This is a genomic window from Paeniglutamicibacter psychrophenolicus (assembly GCF_017876575.1).
Classification (GTDB): Bacteria; Actinomycetota; Actinomycetes; order Actinomycetales; family Micrococcaceae; genus Paeniglutamicibacter; species Paeniglutamicibacter psychrophenolicus.
In genome coordinates this window covers 4,292,231-4,311,089 of the sequence record NZ_JAGIOE010000001.1, presented here as the reverse complement: position 1 = coordinate 4,311,089, position 18,859 = coordinate 4,292,231, and the positions used below count along the sequence as shown (strand labels likewise).

Here is an 18,859-nt window from a genome sequence, read left to right as displayed (position 1 = left end):
CTCCCCACGATCCACGTCACCGCCATTGTGGCTGCCCACAATGGTGCAGATTTCTTGCCACGGACCCTGGCCGCGCTGCGCGCCCAGACGCGCCTGGTCGACCGCTTCGTCGGGGTCGACGCGTCCTCCGCCGATGGCTCGGTGGACCTGTTGCGCCAGCACCTGCCCTCCGATGCCACGATCCTGAACGTGCCGGAGCACAGCTTCGGGCACTCGGTGATGGCCGCTGTCCAGTCCCTCGGGGCCCCGCGGGCCGGGCGCACCGAGTGGCTCTGGCTGATCCACGACGACTCGGTGCCGGAGCTGAACGCCCTGGAAAAGCTGGTGACAGTCGTCGAGGCCACCGAATCGGTGACGATAGCCGGCTGCAAGCAACTTGACCTGGATTCCCCGCGCCGCCTGCTGGACGTGGGCCTGGGCGTGAACAAGTACGCCGAGCGGCTGACCCTCATCGAGATCGACGAGGTCGACCAGGGCCAGTACGACGCGCGCACCGACTCCTTCGCGGTGACCAGCGCCGGAATGCTGATCCGCCGCGACGTCTTCGAGGCACTCGGCGGCTTCGACCCCGCGCTTCCCGGGCTGGGCGACGACATGGACTTGTGCTGGCGCAACCGCCTCATGGGCAACCGCGTGGTCATCGTGCCCGCGGCCAAGATCCACCACAAGGCAGCGGTCGTCCGCGCCCTGGCCGGGCCGGCCGAAACCCGCCGCGCCGAGGTCTTCATGCGCCTGAAGCACGCCCCGGGATGGGCCATCCCGTTCCTGGTTCTCGGCGCGGTGCTCGGCGGGATCCACCGCTTCCTGCTGTCGGTGCTCGCCAAGGACCCCGCGTACGCCTTCGGCCAGCTCGGTGCCACGTTCCGTGCCGTGGGCACCCCCCTGAAACTTTCCCGCTCCCGCGCAGCAGCGGCGGCCACCCGCAAGGTCCCGCGCAACTCTATTTCCCGGCTGCTCACCGACCAGGCATTGGTGCGCGAACACCGCAAGCACATGATCGACTCCCTGGACGGGGCAACCGTCTACGGCGACGGCACCGGGGCCATGACCTCGCAGGACCCCAGCGGAGACAACCGCAACGACTTCGCGGCAATGGCCGCACCCAACCGCACCTCCGCCTTCGTCAGCGCAGTCATCGCCGTGCTGGCCACCCTGGCGGTGTCCCTCGTCGGGCTGCGCGCCCTGCTGGGCGCCGGTGCCGTGGCGGGCGGCGCACTGCTGCCGATCTCCACCAAGGCCACCGAGATCTTCGCCAACGCCACCGGCTGGTGGGCCAACCTCGGATCCGGCAGCCCCGCGGGCGGGGACCCGATCGACTACTTCCATTGGCTGCTGGCGCTGGTAGGAGGCGGCAACGCCAATGCCGCGGCCGTGGTGCTGAGCCTGGCCGCCATGCCGCTGGCGGCGCTAAGCGCCTGGCTGGGCCTGGGCGCTGTCACCCGCTCGCGTGCCGCCCGCATGGTCGGCGGATTGCTCTGGGGCCTGGCCCCGGTGCTGCAGGTTTCCCTGGGGTCCGGGCGCGCCGGGGCCGTGCTGGTGCACGTGCTCGCGCCGCTGCTGCTGCTGGCGCTGCTGCGCTCCGTGGGCGCCGGGGTCGACTTCGGCTCCCGCCGCGGCCCCGAGGCGCGCGGCGCCTCGCATCCCGGTGTCGGTTCCGTCCCCTCGTGGACCGCCGCCGCGGCGGCCGCGCTGCTGCTGGTTCCGGTTGCCGCCGGCTCCCCGGCCGCGGGCCTGGCCCTGCTGGTGCTCATCGTGCTGACAGCCATCGTGCTGCGCTCACGGGCCAAGACCCTGTGGTGGGTGCCGCTGCCGATGCTGGTCTTCCACCTGCCGCTGGTGGTTGCAGCCCTGGGCAACCCGCGTGTGCTGCTCACCGACCCGGGACTGGCCCTGCCCCACGACGCGGCCCCGCTGTGGGCCCAGGCACTTGGCTTCCCGAGCGCCTTTGACTTCCGCGGCATCCCGGCAGGATTCGACTTCATGCCCGCCGGGCCCTGGGCACTGGTCCTGGTCCTGCTCGTCGGGGCCCCGCTGCTGCTCTTTGCCGTCATTGGCCTCTTTGCCGGTGGGCGGAACGCCTCGCTGCCGCTGGCCCGCGCACTGTGGTTGGGCGGCGTGCTGATGCTCGCCGCCGGGTACGGTGCCTCCCTGGTGCCCTCCGCCGTGGCGGGGGACACCTTCGTTACCGCATTCAACGGCCCCTTCATCTCCTTCTTCATCCTGGGATTGCTCTTCGCCGCGGGCCTGGGGATCTCGGTCTTCCGCGGCGAGCGCACCGGTGTGCCTGCCGCATCCGCGGATCGTGCGCCCCGCATCGCCACCGGGGCCCTGGCGTGGGCCTCGGCCCTGCTGGGCATTTCCGTCCTGGTGGCCGGGGCCAACTGGATCGTGGCGCAGAACCCGGTTCCGGCCACGGCCGAGGGCGGCACTGCCACCTTCACCGAGCTCGGTGCCGCCAGCCTGCTGCAGCCGGTCGCCCCGCGCACGCTGCCGGCCACCGCGGCCGACCGCGGGCTGGGCGCCTACGAGGATCGCACCCTGGTGCTGGCCCAAAACGCCGACGGGGCCATCGGCGCCGCGTTGATGAACGGGGCCGGCACCACCGCCGATGCCCTGTCCCAGACGGCATCCGCAAATCGCTTGGTCGGCGGGCTGATCGACCCGGCGCTGCGTGAATCCGATGATGCCGGGCGCCTGGTCGAACAGGCCGTGGCGACCCTGGTGTCCGATTCGGCGTTGGATCCGCGGACGGAACTGGCTTCCCTGGGCGCCGGCTTCGTGGTGCTGCAGGACCAGCGACAGACCGCCTCGGCCCTGGTGGCACGCCTCGACGCCGTTCCGGGCCTGGTTGCCGTGGGGCAAACCGAGTCCGGCTGGCTGTGGCGCGTGGAACCGAAGGAAAGGATCCCCGGCGCGGACAACGCCACCGACTCGACCGCCCGGGTGCGCATCATGGCCGGTGACAAGACCGTGGCCCTGCTGCCCTCGCACCGCGGAGCGGTCTCCGGGGCCGAACTCCCGGCCGGGGACGCGAACCGGATGCTGGTCATGGCCGAACGCGCCGACCCGGGATGGAAGGCAACCCTTGACGGGGTGGAACTGAAACCCACCAGCGTTGCCGCCGCCACCGGCAAGGGTGCCGATGCCACGGGCACCGGCGCCGAAACCGCGAAGTGGGCCCAGGGCTTTGAGCTGGGCGCCGCCGGCGGCACCCTGGAACTGCATTACCAGAGCCCCTACCAGGTGCCCGTGGCCATCGCCCAGCTCGTCGTGCTGTTTCTGGCCCTGTTGCTGGTCGTCCCGATCCCGCGCAGCCGCCGCTTTGCCGCCCGCCGCCTGGACGAATACCGCACCCGCGGCAACGCCGAAAGCATTGACGAACTCGATCGCGGACACCGTGCCGCGGCGGCCAAGGAGAAGAAGTGAAAAACGATTCCCGCAGGGCACGGCGCGAGGCCGAACGCGTAGCCCAGGCCGCCCGCGAGGCCGCGGGACTCGCTCCCGGCGCGAAGCTGCCCGACGACAGTGCCCCGGGCAAGGATGCTCCCGCGGTGCCGTCCCCGGCACCCGTGGCCGCGACCGGCACCGCCGGCGCGCAGGCAGCCGAGGCACCGGCAACCGGCGGGGGGCCCGCTCCGGCCGACACCGCCGCAGAAGCCAAGGAAACCGAACCTGCCGCTTCACCGGCCGGTTCCAAGGAATCCACCGCCAAGGCCGGGGCACGCGGGCAACGCTCCAAGACCCGTGGCCGGACCCTTGGCGTACTGGGCTCGGTGGGCGTGCTGTGCCTGGGCGCCGCCGCCATCGCCGCGGGTTCCGTCTTCCCGCCGGCCACCGCCGCACCGGGCTCCGAGGTCCCGGTGACCTCGCTGCCCGCGGGCGACGCACTTGCATCCTGCCCGGCAACCATGAAGCTGTTCACCGGCGCCGGAACCGGGGTCGACCCGGAATTCGCCCCGGCCTCCAAGGACGCCCAGACCTCCATCCGCGCCGCGGTGCTCTCCGACTCGGCCGGCCGCATCCCCGGCGCCCAGATGCTCAAGAACGATCTCACGGTCGAAAAGACCATTGCCCCGCGCCTGCCGGCGCAGGAGGCCGAAAAGCTGACCGGCGCCGGAGCCGACGGCACCAACCAGCGCAAGGGAGCCCTGGGCCCGGTGAGCAAGTACTCCGAGCCGCTCACGGTGCACGCCCAGCCGCTGGGCGGGGTCCAGTCCCTGGTCTCGGCCGTGCGCTCCTACCGCGCCACCGACGGCGACCTGGCGGGGCTCGCCGCCGCAGCCTGCACCGCCCCGGCGGCCGAGAGCTGGCTGACCGGTGCCGTCACCACCCCCGGGTCCACCGCGGTGCTGAACCTGGTGAACCCCACCGCCTCCGTGGCCCAGGTGCGCGTGGACCTGCGCGGGGCCGACGGCATGATCCAGGCCCCCAACCTCTCCGCGCTGGCCGTGGCCCCGGGCGAAACCAAATCCATCGTCCTGGCCGGGTATGCCCCCAACGAAAAGGCCCTCTCGGCCAAGGTCGCCTCCAGCGGCGGACGCGTCAACGCGACCATCCAGCAGTCAACGCTGCGCGGACTGGTACCCGGCGGCCTTGACTACCTGGGCTCCGCGGCCACCGCCAACAACACCCAGGTGATCCCCGGGGTCCGGATCCTTGAGCCGAAGCTGGCCGGCGAGCTGGGCAAGCCGGCCGCCAACGCCGACGCTGTGGCCGAACTCGTGCTCGCCGCCACCTCGGCCGAGGGCGCCACCGTGCAGGTGCGGGCCCTGGGCCCCAACGGCGAGGTTGCCATCCCCGGCGGCGGCGAGGTGGTCATCGCCTCCAACGCCACCGCGCGCATGCCGCTGGGCGGGCTTCCGGCCGGGAACTACACCATCGTCGTCGAGGGCGACTCCGCGGTGAGCGCGAGCGTGAAAATGGTCCGCGGCACCAAGGCGAACGAACCCATCGACCTGGCCTGGGCCGGTGCGGCCAGCCGGCTGGGCAGCGAACACCTGATGGTGCTGCCGGCAGCGGGCAAGGCCACCGTGGTGCTGAGCGCCCCGGAGGACACCGCCACGGTGTCGGTGCGTTCGCTGGGCTCCGACGGGAAGCTCTCGGCCAGCCGCACCATCGAATTGTCGGGATCCAAGTCAGTGGCACTGGGGGAGAAGGACTTCGGTTCCGGCGCGGCGGCCCTGGTGCTCTCGGCCACCGGCGCGCCAAGCTACGCCGCCGCCGTTATCACGGACGGGGCCTACGGGATCGCCGCGCTTCCGGTCAGCGATGCGCCGCTGGGTCGCGAGGGCGTCCAGGTCGTGCTGCGGGACTAGGTTCCGCTCAGGCGCCCGGGCCGGCGCCCCAGATCCCGTATTCGGGATCGATCGCCTGCGGGTCCATGGCCCACAGGTCGGCCAGCTGCTCCACGATGGAGAAATGCACCAGCTCGGGCAGCAACTCGGGTCCGTGGACGCACGCCTCCTCGATGGGACGGCGGTAAAGCGTGATGCGTTCGGGTCGCCCGGGGCGCGCGGAGCGGTTGGTCGCCCACGGCACCCGGGTGCCTTCGGCCCTGGCCCGCTCGAGAACCTTGGCGTTGGGAACCATCAGGATGCGGAAATCGATCGAGGTCACCCGCTCGCCCCAGCGGTCGGCCAGGCGCTCGGCGGATTCGATCAAAAGGTCCTCGAAGCGTTCGGCCCGGGTGCGTGCACCGGGCATCGGCGCCAGGAGCATCGGCCCGCGGCGGCCGCGTCCGTGCCGGTTGCGCTTGCGGTCGGCGAACCGGCGGGTCGACCCGCTGCCCAACGAGGCAGGATCGCGCCCGTCCAAATCGATCGACAGTTTTCCGGACATGTCTTTAGCGTAAGCCACCCGAAGCCCGCTGCGGTTCCGTTGGCCCGCACGGCGGTGCGCGGCCGTGGCGGGCACCGCGCTGCGGTAGTCTGTGTAACCGTGGGATCCAATAGACTTTGTTCACGTTCGGCATGCCGCCAGCCGGCCATCGCCACCTTGACGTATGTGTACGCCGACTCGACGGCGGTGCTCGGTCCGTTGGCGACCTATGCGGAACCGCATTGCTACGACCTGTGCGACCTCCATGCGCAGCGCCTGACCGCGCCGCTGGGGTGGCAGGTCCTGCGCCTGGCACTGCCCGAGCAGGGACGGTTGCGCAACGACGACCTCTACGCCCTGGCCAACGCGGTGCGGGAAGACGAGGCGCTCCCCGTCGCGGCCCCGCCCCTCGAGACCCCGTCCCCGCGCAGTGCCCCGCCGGCCATCGAGCCCGGCGATTCCCAGTCCCTGACCCGTCGCCACCTGCGGGTACTGCGCGAAGGGAACATGGAGCCCTAAACTGGGTTCCATGTCGAATCTCTCAGCGCAACTCATCGCCCAGCTCCGTTGCCCCGTCACCGGCTCCACCTTGGTGCAGCACGGGGACATCCTGGTCTCCACTGGCACCGGTGCCAACGGCGAAACCTACAGCTACGACATCATTGAAGGCATCCCGGTCATGCTGGCCTCCGAGGCCACGACCATCCCGGCCAGGGGCCAAGGCTAGGCGGGTGGCGAGATGGGACTCGGGCACAAGGTCGCCGACCTGTCCCTGCATGAGGCAGGACGCCACCAGATCCGCCTGGCCGAACACGAGATGCCCGGGCTGATGTCCCTGCGCGCCGAGTACTCGGCGTCGAAGCCGCTGGCCGGTGCCCGCATCGCCGGCTCCCTGCACATGACGGTGCAGACCGCGGTGCTGATCGAGACCCTCGTCGCCCTGGGCGCGGCGGTCCGCTGGGCCTCCTGCAACATCTTCTCCACCCAGGACGAGGCCGCCGCCGCAGTGGTCGTGGGCGCCGGCACCCCCGAAAACCCGGAAGGGGTCCCGGTCTTCGCCTGGAAGGGCGAATCCCTGGAAGACTACTGGTGGACCGCCGAACAGATCCTTTCCTGGCCCGGTGCCGAACAGGACCCGGAGCTTGGCCCGAACCTGATCCTGGATGACGGCGGGGACGCCACCATGCTGGTGCACCTGGGCGCGCAGTACGAGGCCGCCGGCGCGGTGCCCGGACCCGAGGCCGCGACAAGCCTCGAACACGCCATCGTGCTCGACACCCTGCGCGCCTCCCTGGCCGGGGACCCGGCCAGGTTCACCCGCATCGCCGCAGGCATCCTGGGCGCCAGCGAGGAAACCACCACCGGGGTGATGCGCCTGAACCAGATGGCGTCCGCCGGCACGCTGCTCTTCCCGGCGATCAACGTCAACGACTCGGTGACCAAGTCCAAGTTCGACAACAAGTACGGCATCCGCCACTCGCTGCCCGACGGGATCATGCGCGCCACCGACGTGCTGATCGGCGGCAAGGTCGTGGTCATTTGCGGCTACGGGGACGTGGGCAAGGGCGCCGCGGAGGCCATGGCCGGGCAGGGCGCGCGGGTCATCGTCACCGAGATCGACCCGATCTGCGCGCTGCAGGCCGCGATGGACGGCTACCAGGTCGCCCGCCTCGAAACCGTGCTGGGGGCCGGTGACATCTTCGTGACCACCACCGGCGGCACCGGCATCATCACCGCCGCGCACCTGCAGTCCATGAAGGACAAGGCCATCGTGGGCAACGTGGGCCACTTCGACGACGAGATCGACATGGCCGGGCTGGCCGCGGTCCCGGGCGTGCGCAAGGTCGAGATCAAGGCCCAGGTGCACGAATGGACCTTCGCGGCCGGGACCGCGGCGGAGCGCTCGGTCATCGTGCTCTCCGAGGGCCGGCTGCTGAACCTGGGCAACGCCACCGGACACCCGTCGTTCGTGATGTCCTGCTCCTTCAGCAACCAGGTGCTGGCGCAGATCGAGCTGTTCACCAAGGCCGGCACCGGGGAGTACGCCAAGGCCGTCCACGTGCTGCCCAAGATCCTCGACGAGAAAGTCGCCCGGCTGCACCTGGCCGCGCTGGGCGTGGAGCTGACCACCCTGACCGAGACCCAGGCCGCGTACCTGGGCCTGGCGGTTTCGGGGCCGTACAAGCCCGAAGCGTACCGCTACTAACCTCAGCGGGTGCCCGGGCCCGGTTATCCACATCCCCGCGCACCCCTCTTCCGGGCACCCCGTGCGCGGTCCGATGATGGATGGCATGAGCAACACATCCAGCAGCACCGAGGAGGTGCTCGCCGCCATCGACGGGGTGCTGGGGACCGCAACGGCGCTCCCGGCCCCGGACACGGCCGCGCCCGGGCACCGGGTGCGGGTGCTCGCGGCCCTGGAGCCGGTGCTGGGCAGGGCCATCGACGATGCCCTCGCGGCGGTCGACGGCTCCCCGGTGCTGGCCGCCGCCCTGGCACAGCTGGTTGAACGCATCGCCCACGCCGGGGCCCGTGCCCAGGTCCTCGCCGCCGGTGCCTGCGCCGAGACCGAGGCCCACACACTCACCGATGCCGCGCTGGCCGCGGTGGACACGGCACTGGCGGACCCGGCCGCCTTCGCCCGCGGGGCCACGCACCTGCCCGCCGACGAGACCAGCGCCGCGGACCGCAAATCCCTGCACGCGGGCCCGGCCGAGTTCCTCGCCTCCCGCCTCCACCTCGAATACTTCCAGGCCCGTCACCGGCTGCTTTCCCACGAACGCCTGCACGAGCACCTCGACGAGACCGGAACCCTGGTGCCGCCGCGGTACCCGGAGCTGGGCAGGGTCGTGGACGGAGGAGGAGCAGATCCGCGCGCCGTCGCCATCGCCGCGGCCAAGCTCGAGGGGCTGGAACCGTCCCTGGAAGCGCAATCCGATCCCGGCGCGGCCCGGCAGGAGCTGCTGGAAAAGGTCACCGGGATCCTCCGGCAGGGGGACGCCAAGGACCTGGGCAAGCTCATCAAGAACGCCGCCGAAAAACTTGACGCCAGCGTGCTGGAGCGCCAGGAGGCCGCCATGGCCCGCCATCTGGGACTGCGTTTCCGCACCCGCAAGGCCGCCGGGTTCCTCTGGGAACTGCTCGTCGATGCCGAGGGCCAGGAAAGGCTTTGCACCCTCGCCGACGACCTGAACAACCCGCGGACCGCTTCCGGCACCCCCGCCGCACCCTTCGCCCCCGTCGACGATGGCCCGGCACCGGAACGGCCGGGCAGGGGAACCGGCGCGGGCCCGTGCATCGCCGCAGATTCCGAGCCGGCCCCGCCGATCCCGGATTGGGCAGCCAACCCGGACACCCCGGAATCCCTTCGCCCGCGCGCGGGCTTCACCGATGTGGGCAGGCCGCTGCCGCCCGAGAACCCCTACGGGTTGCCGGACGGGGACAAATACCCCGGGGAATCCGCCCGCGAGGCAAACGCCCGGCGCCGAGCCCAGCGCCTGTCGCAGGCGCTGTTCGACGCCTTGCAGACCTGGATGGACCCGGCCGGCACCCCGAAGGAAGGGATGCCGATGAAGTCCCGCATCGAATTGCTGGTCATGATCGACTACGCCGCCCTCACCGGGGCCCTGGAATCGGCCGGGTTCACGGCCCACGGCCACGAGATCTCCGCCGCCACCGCCCGCCGGATGGCGTGCAACGCCGGGATCACCCCGGTGGTGATGGGAGGGCGCAGCGAGCCCCTGGATGTGGGGCGGCGCAAGCGCTTCTTCACCAAGGGCCAGAAGCGCGCCATCGCCGCGCGCGACCGCGGCTGCGCCAATCCCGGCTGCTCCATGCCCGTCCACCGGACCGAAGTGCATCACATCAAGCCATACTCTGAAGGTGGAAAGACCCAAGTCAGTAACGGTATATTATTGTGCATCCGGTGTCACACGGCCTTCCACGCGGGGCACTTCGGCATCACCGTCGTCGACGGCATCCCGCTCGTGGTGCTTCCCGCCTCCCGGGACCCGCTCCGAAGACCCCGGCGGAACTGGGTCTTTCACCCCGAAACCGCAGCCGCCTGAATCGCGTCATCCGCGCCGACCACACCGTCGGCAGCACATCCGGGCGCGTCGCTGCCTGGCGGCACCAACCCGGGCGCACCCGCCCCACCCAGCTGCACCATCTCCCCATGCGGGCATGTCCAGCGCATGAAGCCCGGCAACCGTGACCAGGGTGCGCGGCGCCGGGAAATTCCGGAACCCGACGGCCGGGCCGCCGCAGTTCCACGGATACCGACACGCGGGCCGAAAAGCCGCCAGTGGGCGGCTGGTGTACCGATCGCTCGATAGTCTTAGGGCTGTGTGTTTGGCGGTGCGGCCACGGCGCGCCGCGACAGCAGAGCGTACGCACCGCATGTCAGAGTTTTGAGGGAGAAGCATGGCTGAGCAGGACAAAGTGCAGACCGGCAAGCCGGATGCCCCGGCGAGCCCACCGGCAGCGCCCGCCGCCAATGCCGAGGCGAAGCCGGCTTCCGGTTCGCTGAGCGCGGCCGCAGCGGCCGCCGCCGCCAAGATCGAAGCCTCGTTGGCTGCCTCGCGTGCCGCGGCCGCCGCTGCGGCGCAGAAGCCTGCCACGGCTCCGGCACCGGCCAAGGCCCCCGCGGCGGAACCGGCCCAGGCCGCCAAACCTGCACCGGCCCAAGCGCCCGAGGCCAAGGCCCCGGCAGACAATGCTCCGGCACCGACCAAGGCGCCCTCCGCCAAGCCCCCGGCCGCCGCACCGCTGAAACCCGCCGCGAAGCCGGTGGCCAAGCCAAAGCGGGAGGAACCCGAGGAGATCGAGGACATCATTGCCAAGATCCCGGTGGAACCACTGCCCGAAACCACCAAGGTCTCGGTGTCTGCGGCACCCGCAACCGCCGCCCCCGCACCGGTGGGCGACGACAGGACCCAGACGCTGCCGCGCCCAAGCGCCGCGGCACAGGGTGCCGGCACGCCCCCGGAAACGGCCTCCGCGATCGCCGAGGCCCGCAACCGGGTCTTCGGTGCCTACACCCCGGTGCCCGAGCCGACCCCGGCCGCGCGCGAACGCCGTGCCGCCCGCGAGGCCGCCCTGGATTCCAAGCCTCCGTTGGCCCGCACCCTGCAGGTGCTGCTGGCCATTGCCTACCCCTTCATCTTGCTGATCCTCGCCATCCGGCTGATCGCCAGCCCGATCTTCCTCTGGATCGCCTACCAGCGACCAGGCTTCCCGGCCGACGGGTTCGGGTTCACCACCGCCGACAGGCTGACCTACGGGTCCTACGGCGTGGACTTCCTGAACAACGTCGCCGACAACCGGTACCTGGGCGACTTGCGGTTCCCCAACGGCAACCCGCTTTTCCTGGGCACCGAGGTCCAGCACATGGCCGACGTCAAGAACGTCATGTCCTTCACCTACCTGGGCGGAATCGCCCTGGGCGTCATTGCGGTCATTGCGCTGGCCTACCTGGGCAAGCGCTATGCCGGAGGCATCCGCCGCGGGCTCTTTGCCGGATCCGTGGTGACCCTGGTGCTGCTGGCCGGGCTGACCACCGTGGCGATCCTGGGCTGGGACAGCTTCTTCACCACGTTCCACGAGATCTTCTTCTCGCAGGGAAACTGGACGTTCAACTACTCGGACACGTTGATCCGCCTGTATCCGCCGCAGTTCTGGGTGGACGCCGCGATCGGCATTGCAGGGATGGTCGTGCTCACCGCACTCATCACGCTGATCCGCAGCTGGCCCACGGCCAAGCGCCGCGAGGCCGCACGCCTGCGCCAGGAAAAGCGCGTCTTCGGCCTGTAGCTGCCGCCCCTGCGGAGAACGACAAGATCCCCTCGGTGGTGCCTTGCGGCACCGCCGAGGGGATTCGTGCTTCCGTGGTGCTTTAGCGCTCGTAGAGCGAGTCGATCACCGCGGCGTAGTCCGTGATGACGCTGGCCCGCTTGAGCTTCAGGGACGGGGTCAGGTGTCCGGATTCCTCGGTGAGCTCGGAGTCCAGGACCGTGAACTTGCGGATGCCCTCGGCCTTGGAAACCGTCACATTGGCCGCATCCACGGCCGCCTGGATCTCGGCGAGCACCCGAGGGTGCACCGCTGCCTGCCCCAGTGAGAGCCCGCCCAGCGCATTGGCGCGGCACCACGGGCCGAGTTCGTCCGGATCCAGTGTCACCAGGGCCGCGACGAACGGGCGGTTCTCACCGACCACGACGACCTGGTTGACCAGGCGCGAGGCCCGGATGATTTCCTCCAGCGGGCCCGGGACCACGTTCTTGCCCCCGGCGGTGACCAGGATGTCCTTCTTGCGGCCGGTGATGCTCAGGAACCCGGAGTCGTCCAGGGTCCCGGTGTCTCCGGTCTTGAAGAACCCGTCCTCGTCGAAGGCCTCGGCCGTGGCCCGGGCATTGCGGTGGTATCCGGCAAAGACCCCGATGCCCTTGATGCGGATTTCGCCGTCCTCGGCGATGCGGATCACGGTGCCCGGCACGGGGATGCCCACCGAGCCCACCCGCACGTCCCGGGCCATGTTCACCGTGGCCGGGGCCGTGGTCTCGGTGAGCCCGTAGCCCTCCAGCAGGTCGACGCCTGCGCCGCGGAAGAAGTGCGCCAGATCGGTGTTCAAGGCGCTGGCGCCGCAGATCGCGTAGCGCACCCTGCCGCCAAACACCGCCCGCAGCTTGGGGTAGAGCACCTTGTTGAACAGGGCGTGTTTGGCCAGCAGCACGGGGGAGCGATGGGTGCGAATCCCGCGGGCGCGGGCGTCGGCGGCACGGGAGTATTCGATGGCCACCGACTCGGCCTGGGCGAAGAGCGCGCCCTTGCCGGCGGCCTGCGCGGTGTTGGATGCGGTGGTGCGGATCTTCTCGAAGATCCGGGGCACGGCCAGCAGGAAGCCGGGCTTCACCGCGGCCATGTCCGCCACGAGGGTCGATGCGGTGGAGGTGTGGGCGATGGTGGAGCCGGCGTGCACGCAGACCTGCTGCACGGCGCGGGCCAGCACGTGGGCCAGCGGCAGGAACATCAAGGTGCGTTCGCCGCTGCCCAGCACCGGGGCCATGTGCGGGGCCAGGTTCACGGCGATCAGGGAAAAGTTCGCGTGGGTCATCATGCAGCCCTTGGGCCTGCCGGTGGTTCCGGAGGTGTAGACCAGGGTCGCCAAATCCTGCAGGCCAGCCGAGGTCCGTGCGGCCTCGAGCTGTTCGTCGGTGACGGCGCTGCGGAAGCCGGCATCCACCAGCTCCTTTAGCCCCGAGGACGGAATGCCCGCCGGATCCGCAGCCGTGCCGTCCTCGAAGGCGAGCACCGTGACCTTTTCGCCAAGGGCTGCGGCGACCTGTTCGATCACCTGCGCGTGACGGGGGTCCTCGGCAAAGGCGAGCCGTGCCCCGGAATCCTTGAGGATCCACTCGACCTGGAACGGGGAGCTGGTTTCGTAGATGGGCACCGACACCGCGCCGGCAAACCAGATGGCCTGCTCGGCCAGCGCCCATTCGTAGCGGGTGGAAGACATGATCGCCACGGTGTCGCCCGGGGCGACACCGTGGGCGAGCAGCGTCTTGGCCAGGGACCGGACCGAGGCCGTGAAATCCGCGGTTGACACGTCGATCCAGGATGCGCCGCGCTTGACGCTGAACAGCGGTGCGGCATCCTTGCGGGCCAGGCGCGACAGCAGCAGGTCCGTGGTGTTTGAATCCCCTGGCAGGTCGATGATGAGTCCGGTGCTTGCCTCGCGCATGGTGTGGTGTGTTCCCGTGGGTGGTCGTTGTGTGGTGTGGACCATAGTCTATGTTACTGGGAAGTAATGAAGGGGCGTCATCCCCAGCTGGGCATCCAGATGTGGATGCGCCAATTCTCGTACGTGATCATTCCCCCGGTCCACACCGGCAGGAAGAACGCCGACACCGCCGCCACCAGCGCCAGGAAGATCCCCACGCCCCACAGCACGCGCCGCCGGTGCCAGGGGACCTGCCTGTCGGTGGGCAGGAACCTGCCCAGGACGTAGGTCAGGGCCAGGACCATGAACGGTGCGAACGGCAGGGTGTAGAAGAAGAACATGGTGCGATCCGGGTAGGCAAACCACGGCAGGTACCCGGCGGCAATGGCGGCAAGGATCGCCCCGGCACGCCAATCGCGCGCCCCGATCCAGTAGAACAGCACCAGCAACAGGGCCAGGGTCGCGGACCACCACATGATCGGGTTCGGCAAGTCGGTGATCGCCTGGACGCAATTGGCGCTGGTGCAGCCGAATTCGCCGTTGCCGCGCGACTCGTAAAAGAACAGCACCGGGCGACCGGCAAAGAGCCAACTCCAGGGCGAGGATTCCCATCCGTGCGGCGAACTCAGTCCCTGGTGGAACGCATAGGCGGCCCGGTGGTACTCGGCCAGGGAACGGAACACATCCGGCACCCAGCCCCAGGTTTCCGAGGGGTTTTGAACCGCCCACTGGCGGTAGCGGCCATCGATGGACAGCAGCCAACCGGTCCAGGTCGCCAGATACACCGCCGCGGCCGTGGGAATGATCAGCAAGAACGCGGGGATCCCGTCGCGGCACAGCCCGGCCAGGACCCAGTGCCGGATCCCGGCACGGCGCCGTGCCGACAGGTCCCAGAGCACGGTCATCAGCCCGAAGAGCGCAATGAAGGACAGCGCGGACCACTTCACCCCGGCCGCGGCCCCCAGCATCACCCCGGCGACCAGCCGCCACGGCCGCCACCACAGCCATGGCCCGTAGGCCAGCAACCTGTCCGCGGGCCGCGACCCGTCCGCGGTGGACAGCGCCCGGGCCAGCTTCGCCCGCCCGTGGAAACGGTCAAGGAGCAGCGCGTAGAACCCGGCCAGGATGAAGAACATCAAGAAGATGTCCAGCAGCCCGGTGCGGGACATGACGATCTGGTGGCCATCCACCGCGGCCAGCAGGCCGGCGACCCCGCCCAGGAGCACCGAGGAGAACAGCTTCTGGGCCACCAATGCGCACAGCAGCACCGACAACGTGCCAAAAAGTGCCGCGGAAAAACGCCAGCCCAGCCCGTTGTCGGTCCCGAACAGCCACATCCCGGCGGCAATCAGCCACTTGCCCAGCGGGGGATGGACCACGAAGGAAGCCGATTCCTTGGGATCCGGGTGCCCGGAGATGAACGCGGGATTGGGATTCTCGCCCCACTCCAGCTCGTAACCCGCGTGCATCATGGTGTAGGCGTCCTTGACGTAATAGGTCTCGTCAAAGATCAGCAGGTGGGGATGCTGGAGGTTGGTGAAACGCAGCACCGCGCCGAGAATCGCCATGGCCAACGGAACGATCCAGCCCCAGACCCCGGCCCGATGCAGTGGGCCGGACAAGCGGTCCCTCAGGGCCTGGATCCCGAAGGCGCCCTGCGGGGACTCAACCCAGCGGCGCGTTCTCTGCATGGAAGCGGTAGTCACCATCAACACTGTACCGGCGGCCCCCTGCGGGAACCGGAGGCACACGCGGGCAGTAGGCTTGGGACGTGGAAACTCAAGAAACCCCGGGCCAGATCGTCCTCGCGGCAACCCCCATTGGCAACCTTTCCGACGCGTCCCCACGCCTGATCGAACTCATGAAGAGCGCGGACATCGTGGCGGCCGAGGACACCCGGCGCTTCCTGCACCTGGCCACCGGGCTTGGCGTCCGCGTGCCCGGAAGACTGATCAGCTACCACGAACACAACGAAACCCACCGCCTTGCCGAGCTGCTCGAGCTGGTGGCCGGCGGGGCCACCATCCTGGTGGTCTCCGACGCCGGAATGCCCGCGGTCTCGGACCCGGGGTTCAAGCTGGTCGAGGCCGCGGTTGCCGCGGGCATCACCGTCACGGCGGTCCCAGGTCCCTCGGCCGTGCTGACGGCGCTGGCCCTGTCCGGGCTGCCCACCGACAGGTTCACCTTCGAGGGCTTTTTGCCCCGCAAGGCCGGGGAGCGGGCCAAGCGCCTCGAGGACCTGGCCGCCGAGCAGCGCACCATGGTCTTCTTCGAGGCACCGCACCGGCTGGACGCGATGATCCGCGCGCTGCGCGATGCCTTCGGGGCGGACCGCAAGGGTGCCATCGCCCGGGAACTGACCAAGATGTACGAAGAGGTCATCCGCGGAGACCTTGGCGAATTGCTGCTCTGGGCCGAGGGCGAGGTCCGCGGGGAAATCGCCGTGGTGATCGCCGGGGCACCGGCCGGGGAACCGGCCCGGGCCACCGACCACGTGGCCCAGGTGCAGCAACTGGTCACCGAGGGACTGCGGTTGAAGGAAGCCGTGGCAGCGGTGGCCGAGACCGAGCGGGTCTCCAAGCGCGAGCTGTACGCCGCGGTGCTCCAGGCGCGCGGCTAAGGAACCCGCCGGCGTACGCCGAAGTACGTGCCCGGCGGCCACGCCGGGCGGGCGGGGCCTTGGGATACCTGCACAACACATGGTGCGCGTCATAGTGCAGATAGAAATTTACACCCACCCGCTGCGGCACTAGCGTGGGCAGGGAAGAGCAGAACCGTTCCCGTACACCCCCTAGCGATCAAGGGAGACCGCCGCCATGACCATTACCTCAACGCGTGAATCCGAACTTCTTGCCACCATCCCCACCGGTCTGTTGATCAACGGGCAATGGCGCGACGCCTCGGACGGCGGCACCTTCGACGTCCTGGACCCGGCCACCGGCGAGAAGCTTGCCACCCTGGCCTCGGCCACTTCCGCGGACGCCATGGCGGCCCTGGACGCCGCCGACGCCGTCCAGGCATCCTGGGCACGCACCGCACCGCGGACCCGCGCCGAGATCCTGCGCCGCGCCTTCGACCTTGTCACCGCGCGTGCCGATGACTTCGCGCTGCTGATGAGCCTGGAAATGGGCAAGCCGGTCCCCGAGGCCCGCGGCGAGGTAACCTACGGTGCCGAATTCCTGCGCTGGTTCTCCGAGGAGACGGTGCGCGACTACGGCCGCTACCTCACCACCCCCGAGGGCAAGAACAAGATCATCGTGCAGACCAAGCCGGTCGGCCCGTGCCTGTTGATCACCCCGTGGAACTTCCCGCTGGCCATGGCCACCCGCAAGGTCGCTCCGGCGATCGCCGCAGGCTGCACCATGGTGCTCAAGCCCGCCAAGCTCACCCCGCTGACTTCCCAGCTCTTCGCCCAGGTCATGCTCGAAGCCGGACTGCCGGCCGGCGTGCTCAACGTCGTTTCCTCGGCCAGCGCCTCGAAGATCTCCGGACCGCTGATGCAGGACGACCGCCTGCGCAAGGTCTCCTTCACCGGTTCCACCGCCGTGGGCAAGATGCTCATGAAGGACGCCGCCGACAAGGTGCTGCGCACCTCCATGGAGCTGGGCGGCAACGCACCGTTCCTGGTCTTCGAGGACGCCGACCTAGACGCCGCGGTCGAGGGCGCCATGGCAGCGAAGATGCGCAACATGGGCGAGGCCTGCACCGCGGCCAACCGCTTCCTGGTCCACGAATCCGTGGCCGAGGAATTCACCGCCAAGTTCGCCGCGGCCATGGGCGCGCTGAAGGTGGGACGCGGCACCGACCCGGAAACCAACGTCGGCCCGCTGATCGACTCCGGCGCCCGCGACGATGTCCACGCACTGGTGGCGGCCGCCGTCGAGGCCGGCGCCGTGGCGGTGACCGGCGGAGCCCCGGTCCAGGGCCCGGGCTACTTCTACGCACCGACCGTGCTGGCCAACGTCGCCAACGACGCGGCCATCCTGGGCCAGGAGATCTTCGGGCCCGTGGCCCCGGTGACGACCTTCCGCGACGAGGCCCACGCCATCGAGCTGGCCAACGCCTCCGAATACGGCCTGGCCTCCTACATCTACAGCCGCGACCACAACCGCCTCTTCCGTGTGGCGGAGCAGATCGAGTTCGGCCTGGTCGGCTTCAACGCCGGTGTCATCTCCAACGCCGCGGCACCGTTTGGCGGCGTGAAGCAGTCGGGCCTGGGCCGCGAGGGCGGCGCCGAGGGCCTGGCCGAGTACACCACCACGCAGTACATCGGCATCGCCGACCCGTACGCGGCACGCTAAACAAGCACCAAACGCCCAGCGCCCTCTGTTCCAACCTTCCCCATTGAACGGGAAGTGTGGACCAGGGGGCGCCGCCGTTTGCTTGTCGCCCGGGGTGCACCCCGGCCGGCGATGCCTAGTGGTAGGGATCCTCGAAGTCGTGGGCCAACAGCGTGCGCAGGTAGGCGCCGTAGCCGCTCTTGCCCAGTTTCGCCGCACAGGCCTCCAGCGCCTCATCGTCGATCAACCCGCGGCGCCAGGCGACCTCCTCGGGAACCCCGATCTTCAGCCCCTGCCGGGCCTCGATGGTGCGGATGAAGTTCGAGGCGTCGTTGAGTGAATCAAAGGTCCCGGTGTCCAGCCACGCGGTGCCGCGGGCCAGCACGTGCACGCGCAACGAGCCCTCCTCCAGGTATTGGCGGTTGATGTCGGTGATCTCCAGTTCCCCGCGCGCCGAGGGCGCCAGCTCACGCGCCCGCTCGATCACCGAGTTGTCATAGAAATACAGCCCGGGCACCGCATAGTTGCTGCGCGGCCTGGCCGGTTTTTCCTCCAGCGACACCGCGGTGCCCTCGGCATCGAATTCCACCACGCCGTAGGCGCCCGGGTCCTTGACCCAGTACCCGAAGATCGACGCCCCGCCATCGGCATGGAAATCGGCAAGTTGCGAACCGAAGCCCGGACCGTAGAAGATGTTGTCGCCCAGCACCAGGGCCACCGGCCCGTCCCCGATGTGCGCGGCGCCGATGATGAAGGCCTGGGCCAGCCCGTCGGGCGAGGGCTGGATGGCGTAGTCGATGGTGATCCCGAACTGCGATCCGTCGCCCAGCAGCCCGCGGAACTGGTGTGCATCGGCAGGGGTCGTGATCACCAGCACCTCGGTGATCCCCGCGAGCATCAGCGTGCTCAGCGGGTAGTAGATCATGGGCTTGTCATAGACAGGCACCAGCTGTTTTGAAATTCCGTGCGTGATCGGATGCAAGCGCGATCCCGTTCCCCCGGCAAGTATGATCCCCTTCATGGCCCCATCCTAGACACACCT

At 69.7% G+C, this 18,859-nt stretch carries 13 protein-coding genes; 9 read left to right on the top strand and 4 right to left on the bottom strand.

The window, feature by feature from the left end; genetic code table 11:
- The first annotated feature begins 27 nt into the window (after window positions 1–27).
- Complete coding sequence (locus JOF46_RS19370; protein WP_209910297.1) at window positions 28–3,426, top strand: glycosyltransferase; 3,399 nt, start codon at window positions 28–30, stop codon at window positions 3,424–3,426.
- Window positions 3,423–5,315, top strand: coding sequence for a DUF5719 family protein (locus JOF46_RS19365; RefSeq protein WP_209910294.1), 1,893 nt, complete (start codon window positions 3,423–3,425; stop codon window positions 5,313–5,315). Before JOF46_RS19370 ends, JOF46_RS19365 begins: the two co-directional genes overlap by 4 nt.
- A 7-nt stretch (window positions 5,316–5,322) precedes the next feature.
- On the opposite strand, the gene JOF46_RS22400 is transcribed toward JOF46_RS19365, so the two are convergent.
- Window positions 5,323–5,838: a metallopeptidase family protein gene (locus JOF46_RS22400; RefSeq protein WP_245348199.1), complete on the bottom strand. Its 516-nt coding sequence runs from the start codon at window positions 5,836–5,838 to the stop codon at window positions 5,323–5,325.
- Between the two features lie 99 nt (window positions 5,839–5,937).
- On the opposite strand from JOF46_RS22400, the gene JOF46_RS22395 reads away from it, so the two are divergent.
- From JOF46_RS22395 to JOF46_RS19340, 5 genes are all read left to right on the top strand, one after another.
- On the top strand, window positions 5,938–6,336 hold the full coding sequence (locus tag JOF46_RS22395) for a DUF3499 domain-containing protein (RefSeq protein WP_342592514.1): 399 nt from the start codon (window positions 5,938–5,940) through the stop codon (window positions 6,334–6,336).
- A gap of 10 nt (window positions 6,337–6,346) precedes the next feature.
- Window positions 6,347–6,544: a Trm112 family protein gene (locus JOF46_RS19355; protein ID WP_209910288.1), complete on the top strand. Its 198-nt coding sequence runs from the start codon at window positions 6,347–6,349 to the stop codon at window positions 6,542–6,544.
- Window positions 6,545–6,556: 12 nt separating this feature from the next.
- Complete coding sequence (ahcY, locus tag JOF46_RS19350; protein ID WP_209910286.1) at window positions 6,557–8,023, top strand: adenosylhomocysteinase; 1,467 nt, start codon at window positions 6,557–6,559, stop codon at window positions 8,021–8,023.
- An 85-nt stretch (window positions 8,024–8,108) separates the two neighbouring features.
- Window positions 8,109–9,884 carry an HNH endonuclease signature motif containing protein gene (locus JOF46_RS19345; protein ID WP_209910283.1) on the top strand — a complete coding sequence of 592 codons (1,776 nt, stop codon included), beginning with the start codon at window positions 8,109–8,111 and terminating at the stop codon, window positions 9,882–9,884.
- A gap of 355 nt (window positions 9,885–10,239) precedes the next feature.
- Window positions 10,240–11,628 carry a TIGR01906 family membrane protein gene (locus JOF46_RS19340; RefSeq protein ID WP_209910280.1) on the top strand — a complete coding sequence of 463 codons (1,389 nt, stop codon included), beginning with the start codon at window positions 10,240–10,242 and terminating at the stop codon, window positions 11,626–11,628.
- Between the two features lie 82 nt (window positions 11,629–11,710).
- On the opposite strand, the gene JOF46_RS19335 is transcribed toward JOF46_RS19340, so the two are convergent.
- On the bottom strand, window positions 11,711–13,558 hold the full coding sequence (locus JOF46_RS19335; RefSeq protein ID WP_209910277.1) for an AMP-dependent synthetase/ligase: 1,848 nt from the start codon (window positions 13,556–13,558) through the stop codon (window positions 11,711–11,713).
- Between the two features lie 77 nt (window positions 13,559–13,635).
- Entirely contained in the window at window positions 13,636–15,228 is a 1,593-nt protein-coding gene (locus tag JOF46_RS19330) for a dolichyl-phosphate-mannose--protein mannosyltransferase (RefSeq protein WP_245348197.1), read from the bottom strand.
- 80 nt (window positions 15,229–15,308) lie between these two features.
- Between JOF46_RS19330 and rsmI the strand changes: the two genes are divergently transcribed.
- Together rsmI and JOF46_RS19320 are read left to right on the top strand one after the other, a co-directional pair.
- Window positions 15,309–16,157 (top strand): 16S rRNA (cytidine(1402)-2'-O)-methyltransferase, encoded by an 849-nt coding sequence (gene rsmI / locus JOF46_RS19325; protein ID WP_209910271.1) that lies wholly within the window; start codon window positions 15,309–15,311, stop codon window positions 16,155–16,157.
- Between the two features lie 196 nt (window positions 16,158–16,353).
- Window positions 16,354–17,838, top strand: coding sequence for an NAD-dependent succinate-semialdehyde dehydrogenase (locus tag JOF46_RS19320; RefSeq protein ID WP_209910269.1), 1,485 nt, complete (start codon window positions 16,354–16,356; stop codon window positions 17,836–17,838).
- A 115-nt stretch (window positions 17,839–17,953) separates the two neighbouring features.
- Here JOF46_RS19320 and rfbA read toward each other — a convergent pair whose 3' ends face one another.
- Window positions 17,954–18,838: a glucose-1-phosphate thymidylyltransferase RfbA gene (rfbA, locus tag JOF46_RS19315; RefSeq protein ID WP_209910267.1), complete on the bottom strand. Its 885-nt coding sequence runs from the start codon at window positions 18,836–18,838 to the stop codon at window positions 17,954–17,956.
- Window positions 18,839–18,859 lie beyond the last annotated feature (21 nt).

Excerpts from the sequence above, each read along its gene's own strand:
- ahcY (WP_209910286.1), top strand. The coding sequence starts at position 6,557 with ATGGGACTCGGGCACAAGGTCGCCGACCTGTCCCTGCATGAGGCAGGA.
- JOF46_RS19345 (WP_209910283.1), top strand. The coding sequence starts at position 8,109 with ATGAGCAACACATCCAGCAGCACCGAGGAGGTGCTCGCCGCCATCGAC.
- JOF46_RS19330 (WP_245348197.1), bottom strand. The coding sequence starts at position 15,228 with ATGCAGAGAACGCGCCGCTGGGTTGAGTCCCCGCAGGGCGCCTTCGGG.
- JOF46_RS19320 (WP_209910269.1), top strand. The coding sequence starts at position 16,354 with ATGACCATTACCTCAACGCGTGAATCCGAACTTCTTGCCACCATCCCC.
- JOF46_RS19340 (WP_209910280.1), top strand. The coding sequence starts at position 10,240 with ATGGCTGAGCAGGACAAAGTGCAGACCGGCAAGCCGGATGCCCCGGCG.
- JOF46_RS19355 (WP_209910288.1), top strand. The coding sequence starts at position 6,347 with ATGTCGAATCTCTCAGCGCAACTCATCGCCCAGCTCCGTTGCCCCGTC.
- rfbA (WP_209910267.1), bottom strand. The coding sequence starts at position 18,838 with ATGAAGGGGATCATACTTGCCGGGGGAACGGGATCGCGCTTGCATCCG.
- JOF46_RS22400 (WP_245348199.1), bottom strand. The coding sequence starts at position 5,838 with ATGTCCGGAAAACTGTCGATCGATTTGGACGGGCGCGATCCTGCCTCG.
- JOF46_RS19335 (WP_209910277.1), bottom strand. The coding sequence starts at position 13,558 with ATGCGCGAGGCAAGCACCGGACTCATCATCGACCTGCCAGGGGATTCA.